The 14,158-nt window shown below is 45.4% G+C and carries 9 protein-coding genes and 3 tRNA genes; 10 read left to right on the top strand and 2 right to left on the bottom strand.

Features of this window, described 5'->3' with window-relative positions:
* Positions 1 to 160: 160 nt before the first annotated feature.
* Positions 161 to 2,050 (top strand): DEAD/DEAH box helicase, encoded by a 1,890-nt coding sequence (locus tag NYP65_RS03060; RefSeq protein WP_473410594.1) that lies wholly within the window; start codon positions 161 to 163, stop codon positions 2,048 to 2,050.
* Between the two features lie 171 nt (positions 2,051 to 2,221).
* Here NYP65_RS03060 and NYP65_RS03055 read toward each other — a convergent pair whose 3' ends face one another.
* On the bottom strand, positions 2,222 to 2,644 hold the full coding sequence (locus tag NYP65_RS03055) for a DUF3052 domain-containing protein (RefSeq protein WP_004130062.1): 423 nt from the start codon (positions 2,642 to 2,644) through the stop codon (positions 2,222 to 2,224).
* Between the two features lie 237 nt (positions 2,645 to 2,881).
* Here NYP65_RS03055 and nrdD point away from each other — a divergent pair, with 237 nt between their 5' ends.
* From nrdD to NYP65_RS03025, 6 genes are all read left to right on the top strand, one after another.
* Positions 2,882 to 5,329, top strand: coding sequence for an anaerobic ribonucleoside-triphosphate reductase (gene nrdD / locus NYP65_RS03050; protein ID WP_032843014.1), 2,448 nt, complete (start codon positions 2,882 to 2,884; stop codon positions 5,327 to 5,329).
* Between the two features lie 98 nt (positions 5,330 to 5,427).
* Positions 5,428 to 6,135, top strand: a complete 708-nt coding sequence (gene nrdG / locus NYP65_RS03045; protein WP_473410593.1) for an anaerobic ribonucleoside-triphosphate reductase activating protein — start codon at positions 5,428 to 5,430, stop codon at positions 6,133 to 6,135.
* Between the two features lie 231 nt (positions 6,136 to 6,366).
* Positions 6,367 to 8,298, top strand: coding sequence for an ABC transporter ATP-binding protein (locus NYP65_RS03040; protein WP_473410592.1), 1,932 nt, complete (start codon positions 6,367 to 6,369; stop codon positions 8,296 to 8,298).
* Positions 8,288 to 10,513 carry an ABC transporter ATP-binding protein gene (locus tag NYP65_RS03035; RefSeq protein WP_473410591.1) on the top strand — a complete coding sequence of 742 codons (2,226 nt, stop codon included), beginning with the start codon at positions 8,288 to 8,290 and terminating at the stop codon, positions 10,511 to 10,513. Before NYP65_RS03040 ends, NYP65_RS03035 begins: the two co-directional genes overlap by 11 nt.
* A 143-nt stretch (positions 10,514 to 10,656) precedes the next feature.
* Positions 10,657 to 10,730 (top strand) — tRNA-Asp (locus NYP65_RS03030).
* Positions 10,731 to 10,772: 42 nt separating this feature from the next.
* A tRNA-Phe gene (locus tag NYP65_RS03025) sits at positions 10,773 to 10,845 on the top strand.
* 81 nt (positions 10,846 to 10,926) lie between these two features.
* On the opposite strand, the gene galE is transcribed toward NYP65_RS03025, so the two are convergent.
* Entirely contained in the window at positions 10,927 to 11,937 is a 1,011-nt protein-coding gene (gene galE, locus NYP65_RS03020) for a UDP-glucose 4-epimerase GalE (protein ID WP_415684916.1), read from the bottom strand.
* A 193-nt stretch (positions 11,938 to 12,130) separates the two neighbouring features.
* Here galE and trmB point away from each other — a divergent pair, with 193 nt between their 5' ends.
* From trmB to NYP65_RS03005, 3 genes are all read left to right on the top strand, one after another.
* Positions 12,131 to 13,072, top strand: a complete 942-nt coding sequence (gene trmB / locus NYP65_RS03015; protein ID WP_004130072.1) for a tRNA (guanosine(46)-N7)-methyltransferase TrmB — start codon at positions 12,131 to 12,133, stop codon at positions 13,070 to 13,072.
* 145 nt (positions 13,073 to 13,217) lie between these two features.
* Positions 13,218 to 13,289 (top strand) — tRNA-Glu (locus NYP65_RS03010).
* 118 nt (positions 13,290 to 13,407) lie between these two features.
* Entirely contained in the window at positions 13,408 to 14,145 is a 738-nt protein-coding gene (locus tag NYP65_RS03005) for a hypothetical protein (RefSeq protein ID WP_018619866.1), read from the top strand.
* The last annotated feature ends 13 nt before the right edge of the window (positions 14,146 to 14,158 follow it).

Genomic DNA, 14,158 nt, shown 5'->3' with positions numbered 1-14,158 from the left:
GGAAATTCAGTACAAACACACTACATGATTACATCAAGCACTGTAGAGATTCGAGATTTTTGTGTGTTTTTGTGTGGGGTGTGTGCTAATCTCGGTTAGTTCATGACTTTTTATAGATTCGTCAATCGAATTGTTCAATCATAAAATACGAAAGGCTATTGTGCCACATACTCATTATGATGCGTTTGCTAAAACGCAAGGCTCTAAGAAAACTGCTGCTAGAAAATCGAATAGTAAAAAATCCGCTGTAAGTCAAAGCGCTAATAAGAATTTTTCTAAAAAAGGCCATAAGTCCAAAGAAAATCCGTTTGAATATAGAAGAAATCGCAAGAATAACGATTTTAACGCGCGTAAGAACCGCAATCGTAAGGCAGATAAAGCTAGAAGTCGCGCCAGAGAAAAAGCTTTGCAATACGAAGAGATAGCAATTCAAGAAGCTGAGAAGGACTTTGGAGAGAAGGGCTTTACTTCGCAGGACTTTAGCAAGCGTGATTTTGATAAGCGCGACTTTAAGAATCGTGATTTTAAGAATCGTCGTATAAAAAATCATGATTCAAATGAGCAGAATCAAAATAAGCAAAATCAATATAATCGTAATCAAAATAAGCAAAATTCAAATAAGCAAAATCAAGAAGTCGAAAAAAACTCCGTAATGATTCCAGATACAGCTGTGGAATCACGCGAAAACTACAGCGATGACGTGACCTTTGCGCAGCTAGGCGTTCCGCAGCCTTTGGTGGAAGTTTTGCGCGCAGACGGCAAAAACACGGCTTTTCCAATACAGCAAGCGACTTTGCCAGACTCTTTGCAAGGTGCGAATATTCTAGGGCGCGGCCGAACGGGAAGTGGCAAGACGCTAGCGTTTTCAATTCCGCTTGTTGCGCGATTGGCAGAGAACTTTGTTGATCTAATCAACTCGGGTCGCGCTTCTAGAAAAAACAAGAATCGCGAAGAAGGAGATATTCCAGCGCCTCACGCAATGATTTTGGCGCCGACTCGCGAGCTGGTGCATCAAATCGACGACGTAATCGCGCCTCTAGCGGCTGCTTACGGCATGAAAACTGTAACGGTTTATGGCGGTGTGCGTTACAAGCAGCAAATGGCGCTTCTTAAGCAGGGAGCGCAAATCGTAGTGGCTTGCCCAGGGCGATTAGAGGATTTGCTGCGTCAAGGCGCGTTAACGCTCGAAAAAGTGATGGTAAGCGTTTTAGACGAGGCCGACGAAATGGCAGATATGGGATTTTTGCCAGCCGTTACGCGCTTGCTTGAGCAGACTAATCCAAATGGCCAGCGCATGCTGTTTTCTGCTACTTTAGATAAGCAAGTTGCGACTATAGTAAATCGCTTCTTGCCGAATGCTCTTGTTCACGCTGTGGACGATGCGGATTCGCAAGTAGACACAATGACACATTACGTTTTTGGCGTTTCTGCGGCAGATAAGTACGAAGTTTTGAGAAAGCTGGCTTCGGGCAAAAAGCGCTCAATATTCTTTACGCGCACAAAGTATCAAGCCAAGAATATGGCAAAGAAGTTTGTGCAACAGGGGATCCCTGCAGTTGATTTGCAAGGAAACTTGTCGCAAAATCAACGCGATAGGCATATGGGCGTTTTTGCTAGCGGAGATGTGCGCGTGCTAGTAGCTACGGACGTTGCTGCGCGAGGAATTGATATTAGCGATGTAGCGCTTGTTGTGCAAACGGAGCCACCAGAGGATCCAAAGTCGTTCTTGCATAGGTCGGGGCGTACTGCGCGCGCAGGCGAGTCGGGCAATGTTGTGACTCTTGTGTTGCCTAATCAAAAGCGCATGGCTCACACTATGTTGAGGCGTGCTGGCATTAATGCTAAAGCGCAAGATGTTAAGCCAGAGTCGCCGATTTTGCAAGATATTGTTGGTGATTTGGCGGATTTGCAAGAGGGTTGGAGTATGCCAGAGCCAGAGCAGCCAAAGCGTAAAGCTAGTGGTAGAGGCCGAGGTAGAGGCAGAGGACGCTTGCATAGCGCGCGCGACTCGCACAGTGGTTTGCGCAAACGTGCGCGGCAATCTGCTTGAGCGCTTAAAGTGTAGCGCGCGAGCGATATTTCCGCTTTTTGTTGTTCAACACGCCGTAAATCGCTACAAAGTGCGTCAACTTTTCCCGAGAATGTACGTGTTTTGGGTCAAATTTGGTACAAAGTGCGTCAACTAACTAACCAACTAACTAACTAAGTGCCGACTATTGTGCTACTTGCTTTGACCTTTGCCGAATGCGCGCAAGCGAATACCATTCCAATCTTCGCTAACTGTTAAAGGCGTTGCGGCGTTCATTCCAGCAGTCATTGCTGCTGCTTGAACAGTGCTCGAGCTTGGAGAACCAGCACGCCCTGGCTTAGGTGTTAAAACCCACATAGGTGCGTTGCTGTTCAACATGTTTGTTGCGTCCATAATGGTGTCTGCTAGCTCGTCTTCGTCGTCGCCGTCTCGCCACCAAATAATCACTCCGTCAACAGTGGAGCTGTAATCTTCGTCAACAAGTTCTTCGCCAGTCAATTCTTCGATATTGCTGCAAATCGCATCGTCAACGTCATCGTCCCACAGCCACTGCTGTACGATGTCTCCAGGTTGGAATCCAAATTCTTCTGCATGTTGAAAAGCTGTCTGTTCCACGTGACTCAATATATCAAAGCGTCAAGAATTTGCGCGACTCGCCCTATCTGCACGCACGGCACGCTGAGACACGCCTGGAAAATCGCCAGAAACCACAAAATCACTATATGTAGTTTGTTATTTATGTAAATTACCCTAGATATTGTGCATGCTATGGGCTATAGTAGAGCAAGTTGTTGCGAATCATAAGTAGATTTGCGATTCAAAATACACGTTAGCTTGAGAAAGGTCTGTAGAATGCAGGTCTCTGATATGACTTTAGAAGATGCCACTTTGCAAGATGAAGAAGCTGTCACTTTGGGTGATTTTAATGTAGCTTCAAACGACTCTTCTAAGAAGTCTCGTGTGCAAGTCGAAAAGCGCGATGGCCGCGTTGTTGACTTTGATCAGATGAACATAATAATGGCCATTAAAGCTGCGTTTAAGGATTTGCGCAAAGAAGTCGGCCCGCAAGAAGAGCAAATGATTCGCGATATTACGGATCATATTGAGGCCGAAATTCAAGACCGTTACAATGGCCCTGCAAAAATCGAAGATATTCAAACTCTTGTTGAGCATGGTCTTATTGAAAATCATCTTTACGAGGTTGCGCGTTGCTACACAAGCTACCGCCTAAACCGAGATATTGACCGCGCTAAGGCAACCGATATTAACGAAGCTGTGAATCGTCTTGTAAACCGAGATGAGTCGCTTGTGCGCGAAAATGCTAACAAGGATTCCAACGTTTACGCCACTCAGCGCGATCTTCTTGCAGGCGCCGTTTCTAAGGCTTCCGCGTTCTCTATGCTTCCGCACGCAGTTTCTAACGCACATATGAAGGGCGATATTCACTTCCACGATGCCGATTATTCGCCATTTACTTGCATGAGCAATTGCTCGCTTCCAGATTTTGGAAACATGCTTGCTAAGGGTTTTGCGCTTGGAAACGCAATGATGGATAGTCCAAAGTCGATTGGCACGGCAGCTACTCAAGTTACGCAGATTATTAAGGATATTGCAGGCGCTCAATACGGCGGTCAGACTGTAAACCGCGCAGACGAGATGCTGGAGCCTTACGCTAAGTGTGATTACGACAAGAATCTTGCTATGGCTCAGGCCATGATTCCAGACTCTACGCCAATCGAAGTTGCTAAGGCTATGATTGACGGCTTAAAGGCTCAGGAGCCTAAGAATCTTCATTGCTTAGATAGGGATCCTCTTCCAGAAGACACTCCTTTTGATGAGAATTTGAGTGAGTTGGATCAGCTTCGCGAAGTTTACGCAAAGATTATGACGCGCAAGGCGATTTACGACGCTATGCAAACAATGGAATATCAAATCAATTCCAACCGCGTTTCTAACGGCCAGACTCCGTTTGTAACTGTTGGCTTTGGTCTTGGTACGTCTTGGTTTGCTCGCGAAATTCAGCGCGCTATTTTGCTGAATCGTATTCGCGGACTCGGCAAGGACCGTCATACTGCTATCTTCCCTAAACTTGTGTTTACTATTAAGCACGGCGTTAACGCAGATGCTGGCGACCCTAACTACGATTTGAAGCAGCTTGCGCTTGAGTGTTCTACAAAGCGCATGTACCCAGATGTTGTGTTCTACGAGAATATTGTTAAGATTACTGGCTCCTTTAAGGCGCCTATGGGCTGCCGATCCTTCCTTCAGGGCTGGATTGATCCAAAGACTGGCAAAGACGTGGAAGACGGCCGCATGAATCTTGGCGTTGTAACAGTTAACGTGCCTCGCATTGCGCTGGAGTCTCACGGAGATGTAAACCGCTTCTGGAAGCTTTTTAACGAGCGCATGGAAGTGGCTCATCAAGCTTTGCGATTCCGCATTATGCGTTGCAAGCAGGCCACTCCTGTAAACGCTCCAACTCTGTTCCGCTACGGTGCTTTTGGCCGTTTGGGAGCTAATGAGAGCGTGGATCAGCTATTCCGCAATGAGCGCGCAACTGTGTCTCTTGGCTACATTGGCTTGTATGAAGCTACATCCGTGTTCTTTGGCAAGGATTGGATGCAAGATCACAGCTGGAACGAAGATGGCAAGCGATTTGCGCTTTCTATGGTTCGCCGTATGAATCAGCTTTGCCAGCAGTGGTCGAAGGCGGAGGGATACCATTACTCGGTATATTCCACTCCTGCTGAGTCTTTGACGGATCGCTTTAACCGCATGGATCGCCAGAAGTTTGGCCATGTGGAAGGCGTTACCGATCACGACTTCTACACCAATTCCTTCCATTACCCGGTGTGGTTGCAGCCAACTCCTATGGAGAAGCTCCGCTACGAGGTTGACTTCCCGTATCTTGCTTCCGGCGGCTTTATTAACTACTGCGAGTTCCCATGCTTGCAAGCGAATCCTAAGGCTTTGGAGGCTGTTTGGGATTATGCTTATAAGATTGGCATTGGCTACTTGGGTACGAACACTCCGATTGACCATTGCTTTGTTTGCGGATTCCAGGGCGATTTTGAGCCGACTAAGGAAGGCTTCCGCTGCCCAGAGTGCGGCAACAGTGACCCAGATAAGTGCAATGTGACTAAGCGCACTTGCGGCTACTTGGGTAATCCTGTTCAGCGCCCAATGGTTCACGGCCGCCACGAGGAGATTGCTCATCGCGTAAAGCACATGTCTGGCGAAACTGGCCATGTTGTTCTTAACAATGGCGAGTCTCGCGAGTGGTACGAGGAAACTAAGTAGTGCGTAGGATTGCGGCGTAAAATTGCGGTGTAAAGTCACGGTGTAAAGTCGCATAAAATAAAGTAAAAGCTAGGCTAAATTACTAAAAGGTTGGAACCATGGCTCGTATAAGTTTGCACGATTTTGCACCTGCAGACGTTAACCGCGGGCCTTGGATTCCAACCTCTCTTTCTAATAATCCGCGCGCAGGGCAGTGGTCCAGTGAGCGCATGAGCAAGGGCATGATTGCGGATTATAAGCGATTTCTTATGACGGATGGCGAGGGAATCCGCTGTTCGCTGTATGTTTCTGGCTGCCCGTTCCATTGTGTTGAGTGTTATAACGAGTCGATTTGGGATTTTCGCGCAGGTTACCCATACACGCAAAAGCTTGAAGACCAGATTATGGAAGATTTGGCGCTTCCGTACGTGCAAGGATTGACTCTTCTTGGAGGCGAGCCGCTTCTTAACACTGGCATTTTGCTGCCACTTTGCAAGCGTATTCGAAGCGAGTTTGGCAATACAAAAGACATTTGGAGTTGGACTGGTTACACGTGGGAAGAGCTTATGCGCAAAGGCGAGACGCCCGATAAGCTTGAGCTTTTGCAATATATTGACATTCTTGTTGACGGGCGATATATGAAGAATCTTCACGATTCGCTATTGCAATTCCGCGGATCTAGTAATCAGCGGATTATTGACGTGCCAAAGTCGCTGAAAAATCCAGCCGAGCCGCCTGTAATCTGGGAAAAGCTGCACGATCAAGAGCGTTTTATTCCATCAATCTATGGCAAAGATCGAGCGCAAGGCGAAGGTGACGCTAGTTAGCTAATGGTTGTTAGAAATAGCGCGCTTAGACCGCGCTAACGATACGCCTCGCTCGCGGCGAAAAATCTCGAATCTCTACCGTGCTTGGCGTAATCATGTAGTGCGTTTGTACTGGATTTCAGCGTTTTTTAATACAAACTCACTACACTTTAAGCGCGAAGGCAGGTCGTAGTGGCTACAAGTCAGAGGTGATATGATTAAGCGTATAAATTCGTTTAATAGAGAGGTCGCATGAAAGCAAAATCGCAGCAAAAACCTAAGAATTACGCGCCTAATGCGTTTCGCACAATAATGCCGCTGTTAAAGCGCTATCGCATGCTTGGTGTAATCACGTCTGTTGCGATTTTTGTAGAAGCGTCTATGCAAATTGCGATTCCAACAGTAATGTCTAGTCTTATTGACTTTGGAATTGCCGCAAAATCCCAAAATGCTGTTAAATACTACGGCTTGCAATTACTCGCTTTTGCCGCAATATCAATGATTTTCGGCGTTATTTCTGGCGTTTGTTGCGCTCATTCTAGCGCTGGCTTTGGTAAAAATTTGCGATGCACGATGTTTAGTCGCTTGCAATCGTTGAGTTTTTGCGATCTTGACCGTTTTTCTACTGGCACTGTTGTTACGCGCTTAACTAGCGACGTTTCTAATATTCAATTTGCATATCAAATGGTTATTCGCGCAGGCGTTCGCAGCCTTGTGATTATTGTTGCAGCGTGGTGGTTTACTTTTTGCATAAGCCCTTCGATTTCTTGGGTTTTTCTTAGTCTTATTCCAATTGTTGGCGTTATTTGTGGTATTGGTGCAAAGATTGTTGCGCCTACTTTTGCGCGAATTTACGGCACGATTGACAGCATGAACAGCATGGTTAGCGAAAATTTGCGTAATATTCGCATTGTTAAGTCTTATGTTAGGGAAGACTACGAAAACCACCGTTTTAGGCGCATCTCGCATAAGATTTACAGCTATTTTTTAAAAGCGGAGTATGTTCTAAATTGCAGCATTCCGCTTTTTAACCTGTGTTTTTATGCATGTTTGCTTCTTATTGCGTGGATGGCCTCTAAGCAAATTGTTGCTTCGGGAAATAATCCTGCATTTGGCTTGACTACGGGAAATCTTGCGGCGCTGGTTGTGTATGCGTTGCAAATTTTGTTTGCGTTGGCTAATTTGGTTGTAATTTTTGTTATGACGGTTACTGCGCGCACGTCAATGCATCGTGTTGCAAATGTTTTACAATCGCATAACAGTGAGTATGTTCATAAAAACCCGATTACAGAGCTTGCGGATGCTTCGATTTGCTTTAATAATGTTGATTTTGCATATGATTCTGCGCATGATTTTGCGCGCGTTAATGGCGATTCATCTTCGAAAGCTTCCGACTCGTCTAAAGATAGTCAGGAAATTAAAGATAGTCAGGAAATTTTACACAACATAAATCTAAACATTCCTTCTGGCTCTACTGTTGGGATTGTGGGCGCAACGGGTAGCGGAAAGTCAAGTATTATAAATTTGATTGCGCGCCTTTACGATGCCACAAAAGGCACTGTTTTTGTAGGCGGGTCAGACGTTCGTTTTTATGATTCCAAAAGTTTGCGCAATCAGATAGGAATTGTGTTACAAAAAAATATTCTGTTTAGCGGCACTATTGCGCAAAATCTTCGATGGGGTAATGAAAACGCGAGTGACTCCGACTTGCGCGAGGCGTGCAAAATCGCTTGCGCTCAAGAGTTTATAAACGATTTGCCACATGCGTATAACACGAATCTTGAGCAAGGCGGCAAGAATCTTTCGGGCGGCCAAAAGCAGCGACTTTGCATTGCGCGCGCGTTGCTAAAGCGGCCAAAAATCTTGATTTTAGACGATTCAATGAGCGCGGTAGATGTTAAAACAGACGCCAAGATTCGCGAGAATTTAAGGCATTTTATGCCCGATTCCACGCAAATCATTGTTGCGCAACGCGTGTCTTCTTGCATGTATGCGGATTTGATTGTTGTTCTTAAAGATGGGCGTGTTGTTGCTAAAGGAAAGCATAGCGAGTTGATGGAATCGTGTGAAACGTATAGAAAAATGGCGATTTCTCAAGGTGTAAAAATAATTGAATCTAAAAACAGCGAAGGCAGTGAAGACACCGAAGGTAGCGAGGGTGGCAGGATTAACAATGAAAAATAATGAAAAGTCGCAAGAAAACTTGGCGCAAAAGTCTGCACAAGAATCTTCGCAAAAATCGCAGGAAAACTTAGAGCAAAAATCGCAAGAAAAATCCGCTCTAAATTGGCGCGTTCTAAAGCGCTTAGCGTCTTATATTATGGCTTATAAGATGCAAGTTTTTGTTGTTATTGTGTCAATTATTGTAAGCTCCATTGTTCAAGCTGTAAGCGCAATGTTTTTGCAATCGCTTGTAGACGCGTACATTTTGCCTCTAATTGGCAAGCGTAATCCCGATTTTGCGCCACTTTTGCGAATGATTGCAATTATGGCATGCGTGTGCGCTGTTGGCGTGTTCTTTAGCTGGCTTTGGAGCAGGCTGGTTGTAAGAATTGCGCAAAGTGTAATGCGAAACCTTAGAAATCAAATGTTTAAGCATCATCAAGACCTTCCGCTTGGGTACTTAGATGCTCATGGATATGGCGATGTTATGAGCCGATACACAAACGACACGGAAGCGCTTCATCAAGCGATTTCTTGGTCTTTTCCAGATTCGTTTAGCGCGCTAATGTCTATTGCGGCGGCGTTTTGCGCGATTGTTTGGCTTTCGATTCCTGTTGCAATTTTTATTGTGATTTTTACTGCAATTCTTTTGCTTCTAGTGCGTTTTATGCTTAAGCGTTCGGGCAAGCTTTTTGTGCAATTCCAGGCAGCTTTGGGTGATTTGAATGAGTTTGTAGAAGAGGCGGATTCTGGTAGAAAAGTTATTAAGATTTTTAATCACGAGCGCGCTGCGGTGGAAAAATTAGGTGATTTGGCGTCTCGCGTGCAAAAAATTTCTGCTAGCGCCAATTCTTACGCAAATAATGTTATGCCTGTGATTAGTAACGCGAGTTATCTGTTTTACGTTTTGCTTGCGATTTTTGGAGCGTGGGCTGTAAATGCTGGCGTGCCTTCTGCTGGGTTGAGTGGCGTTTTTGGGGGCGATGCATTGAATAATTCAAGCACGCTTACAATCGGCACGCTTATATCGCTTCTTACGCTTTCTCGCGCGTTTATAAATCCGATTGGCGAGATAACAATGCAATTAAATTCGCTTATGATGGCGAATGCAGGCGCGAATCGCATTTTTGCGCTTTTAGATGAGCCTGTTGAAAAAGATGATGGAACAGTTAAGCTCGTTAAAATTCGCGCAAAAATCGTTGAGTGTTGTAGTGGTGATGGTGGAGATAGTGGCGATAGTGGCGATAGCGTAGATAAATCGCTATCAGATATTGATAAATCGCAAGTAAATCAAGTAGATTCTACAGCATCTAAACATTCTTATTTGCAAGTTTTTAGTGAAGTAAGCGAAGATTCTTGTGGGAATAACGTGTATTGGGCGTGGAAAAATTGCTCTAAAAAGTCAAGTTGCGATTCTTCGAGCTACGATTCTTCAAGTTGCGATTCTTGCACAGATACCCAAAAACATGCGATTTGCTCTAAAGACGGCGTGTATACGCTTGTTAGGGGAGATGTTCGCTTTGAAAACGTTACGTTTGGCTACGAGCCTTCTAAAACCGTTTTGCATAACATATCTTGGTATGCACACGCGGGTCAAAAAGTTGCGCTTGTAGGTGCCACTGGAGCTGGCAAAACCACAATCGCCAATCTTCTTACGCGTTTTTACAATATTGCAGATGGTCAAATCTTGTATGACGGAATCGATGTTCGCAATATTTGCAAAAGTGACTTGCGACATGCCGTTGCAACTGTTTTGCAAGATGTTGGATTGTTTAGTGCAAGCATAATGGACAATATTCGCTACGGACGTCTTAATGCTAGCGATTCGGATTGCGTTGCTGCCGCAACTCTTGCGCATGCGGATTCCTTTATTTCCAAGCTGCCAGACGGCTACAACACGTATATTAAAAACGGCGGAGCAGAGCTTTCGCAGGGCCAAAAGCAGTTGATTGCGATTGCGCGCGCTGCTGTTGCAAATCCGCCAGTTTTGATTTTAGACGAAGCAACTTCTTCGATAGATACGCATACGGAAGCGCTTGTGCAGAGCGCGATGGACGCTTTGATGCAAGATAGAACCGTGTTTGTTATTGCGCACAGGCTTTCCACAGTGCGAAACGCGGATGTGATTATGGTTTTGGAGCATGGCAGGATTGTTGAGCGTGGGTCGCATGAAGATTTGATGAAAAAGCGCGGCGAATATTATCAACTTTGCACGGGCGCGATGGAGCTGGAGTAGCCAGCGTTGCGTGTTTGCGTGTATTGAACATAATGTGCGTTTGCTTGATATTCCGCGGCAACACGCCGAACACGCTTTTGGGCTTGCATTTTGGCGTGGATTCTGTAAGATAGTAACTCGGCTGTTCAATGGAACAAAGCCACGGCCCCGTAGCTCAGTTGGTTAGAGCGCCGCCCTGTCACGGCGGAGGTCACCGGTTCAAGTCCGGCCGGGGTCGCGATTAGTAAAGGCCCGGTTCGCCGGGTTTTTTATTCATCATGGCTCTGTAGCTCAGTTGGTAGAGCGAGCGACTGAAAATCGCTAGGTCAGCGGATCGATCCCGCTCGGAGCCACAAGTAAATAAACAAAAACTAAATAACAAAACGCGCAGCATTTTTGCCGCGCGTTTTTTGTTTATAAGCTAGTCAACCTGCTTAGTCAACTTGCTTCCACGATTCAACGTCAATATGATGATTTGGATTTGCTTGCCAAGCTTCCCATGCGGATTCCACAATATCCTTAACGTTGTAGCGCGCATGCCACCCCATCTCTTCGTTAATGCGCTTAGTGCTTCCAATCAATTGTGGCGGATCGCCAGCTCTACGCCCTAAAATCGCCTCTCTAAATGGCAATCCAGTAACGCGCCTAACTTCGTCTACAATTTGACGAACAGAAGTGCCTTTGCCCGTTCCAACGTTAAAAGCGTCATACTTGCGCTCATCGCGATCTAAATAGCTAAGCGCTGCAATGTGCGCGTCTGCAAGATCCGAAACATGAATGTAGTCGCGAATGCAAGTGCCGTCGGCAGTAGGGTAGTCATTACCAAAAATCGCAGGAGCTTTGCCTTGCTGCAACCTATCTAAAAGCATAGGAATCAGGTTCAAAATCGCAGGATCTTCTAGCTCCACAGGCCCGCATCCCGCAACGTTAAAATAGCGAAGTGCGCAAAAACGAATTCCATAAGTGTGTTCGCAAGCGCGTGCCATCCACTCGCCAAAAAGTTTAGTTTGGCCGTACGGATTAATCGGAAGCATTGGCACAACGTCTTCTGGCACAACTTCTACAGGCGGCTCGCCATACGTGGCCGCGCTAGACGAAAAAACAAGCTTTTTAGCACCACTTTGGCGCATTCCTTCTAAAACGTTAAGCATGCCATTAATGTTCTGCTGGTAGTACCAAAGTGGCTTTTCTACGGACTCTCCAACTTGCTTTCGCGCAGCAAAGTGAATCACAGAGTCAACGTTATTTTCCTCCATTATTTGCGCAAGTCGCGCTCCAGCGTCTGGGGAAGCAATGTCCATTCCGTAAAGTCGCGCGCCTTCAATTCTTGTAGGCTTTCCGTAGCTCAAATCGTCTACAACTACAACGTTTTGCTTTGCTTGGTGAAGAGCGTGTACAACGTGTGCGCCAATGTAGCCGCATCCGCCTGTAACTAGAATAGTCATTGTTTACCGTTTTCCTTTCTTACATATGCTGTTTTGCATAATGTTATAGTGAAATTATAGCGCTTGAATCATATTGTGTTTTTGGCATTGTTTGTATTTGTTCCAGTGTTTGTGATTGTTTGTGATTGTGTTGGTATTTGTGCCAGTGTTTTGCGCGTTTGATATTATTCGATGAGTTGTGATTAAGTCGCGTATGCAAGAAAATAAGGAAGATTGGCTAAAAATGAACGATTTTAATGTAGATAGTGCAAGTGACGATTTGCATAGTGGCCACTCTTTTAGCGATTTGACTGGTCGCGAGGATGGTCGCGCGGTTTCTGGCGACTCTTCCAAGCCTAAACAAACGCACGCATCTGCTAGGGCTATTCTTTCGTTTGTGCGAAGGTCTGCTAGGCTCGACGCGCGCTTGGAAAAAGCCAAGCAACGCTACTCTGGTACTTATTTGCTATGCATTGCAGATGGCGATGGGTCTTTGCGCGTAAAAAGCGATTTATGTGTTGATTCGCAATGGATTGAGGCCAATTGGGGCAATGCTAATCCGTTGATTGTAGAAATCGGCTCGGGTCAGGGCGAGAACATTGTTGCGGCTGCTGCAGCAAATCCGAATACGAATTTTCTTGCGCTAGAAGTTTACGACCCAGGCGTAGCGCACACTATGCTTTTGGCTGGAAAGCAGGATTTGCATAATTTGCGAATTGCTCAAGTTAACGCTCCTGATTTTCTTGCAGCGTGCAAAAGTGGTGTTTTGGCAGAAGTTTGGACATTTTTCCCAGACCCTTGGCCTAAAATGCGTCATCACAAGCGCCGAATTGTTCAGCCATCTTTGGCTAAGTCTGTGCATAATGCGCTTGTTGTGGGCGGAGTTTGGCGAATTGCTACAGATATTGAGGATTACGCGTTGCATGTTCACGAGGTTATGGATTCTTTGGCGTGCTTTGAAAACGCTGGAGATTTGCGCGTGAGTTTGCCTACGGAGCATGTTGGCAAGGGGAATGCACAAGATGCTGGCGATTTGCCTCATGCGGATTTTGTTGAGTCGCGTCGCTTTGATGGGCGTGTTTTGACGAATTTTGAGCGCAAGGGATTAGATGCTGGTCGCGTGATTCACGATTTGACATATGTTGTTAAAAAGTGAGTTGTGTATTTGATTGTGATGCAGTGCGTAATGCGTAGCGCGTGCTTGTGTGGTGTGCTTTGTTAGAATCGCGTTATCTTCCTTCAACACGCCGTAATTTGCAAGAACTGCGCATGAGTGTTAATATCATATGGTTTGGTTAAAAGCCCCCTTCGTCTAACGGTTAGGACACCAGACTTTCAATCTGACAACAAGAGTTCGACTCTCTTAGGGGGTACAAATTTTGCGCCGCTAGTTTTAGCGGCGTTTTTGTTATCTACGATGTTTGCCGCTTACCACGAACTCTTGCGCTGTTCTCAATATGCTTCGTTCCTAATTTGTGCTATAAAAGTCTTATGGTCTTTATGCGCAAAACAAAACACGTTCTTATGCGTGCGATTCGTGCTGTTTTGTGCAAACGTAGTTATGTTGTTTCGGCTTTTGCGTCCGCATTGGTGATTTTCTTATTTGCGTCTCTAAGTGCTTGCACTCCTCAGGGCCACGCTGTTGGCGATAGCGGGCATTTGGATGACATTGTTCATGATGGTATTGATGTAGAAGACATAAAGTTGTTTGTAGTTGGATCCAGGCAGGCGGCTCTTGATTCTAAGCTTTTGCATATGTGTGAGAAATCTGGTTTGCATGCATCATATACTTCGATTGCAGACGTCAAAAATGCTAATTTTGCTTCGCAAGAGGCAATTACAGATGCTTCAAATCAGCCTGTGTCTATTATTTTGATAAACAATATTAATGTTGATAGATTAGATCGCGTTGATTATAGCGTTAAAAGCAATGCTGGTGGTGCGCATGTTGATCTAAAGGCTCGCAAAGCTTGGACTAATGCGCTTGAATATGTGCGCTCTGCTGGGATTCCTGTTGTGCTTGTTAATCCACAAAATCCACCTAAGGACCGCACTTTGTATGCAGCAAAGCTTTATATTCTTAAGGATTTAGATGGCGAGAATTTGTTTGACGCAAATCTAATTAAGAGTTTCGGTAAAATCCAACATTCTAGTCTTCTAAAAATCGTTCAATCTGTGATTGACAATACGCCTCACAGTAGGGATGTGGTTATAAATGACAAAGATTAGCGCTAACGTTACG

This window comes from Gardnerella sp. c12Ub_1 (assembly GCF_055804375.1).
The sequence above is the reverse complement of the archived record's forward strand: the minus strand, read 5'-3'. Positions and strand labels throughout refer to the sequence as shown.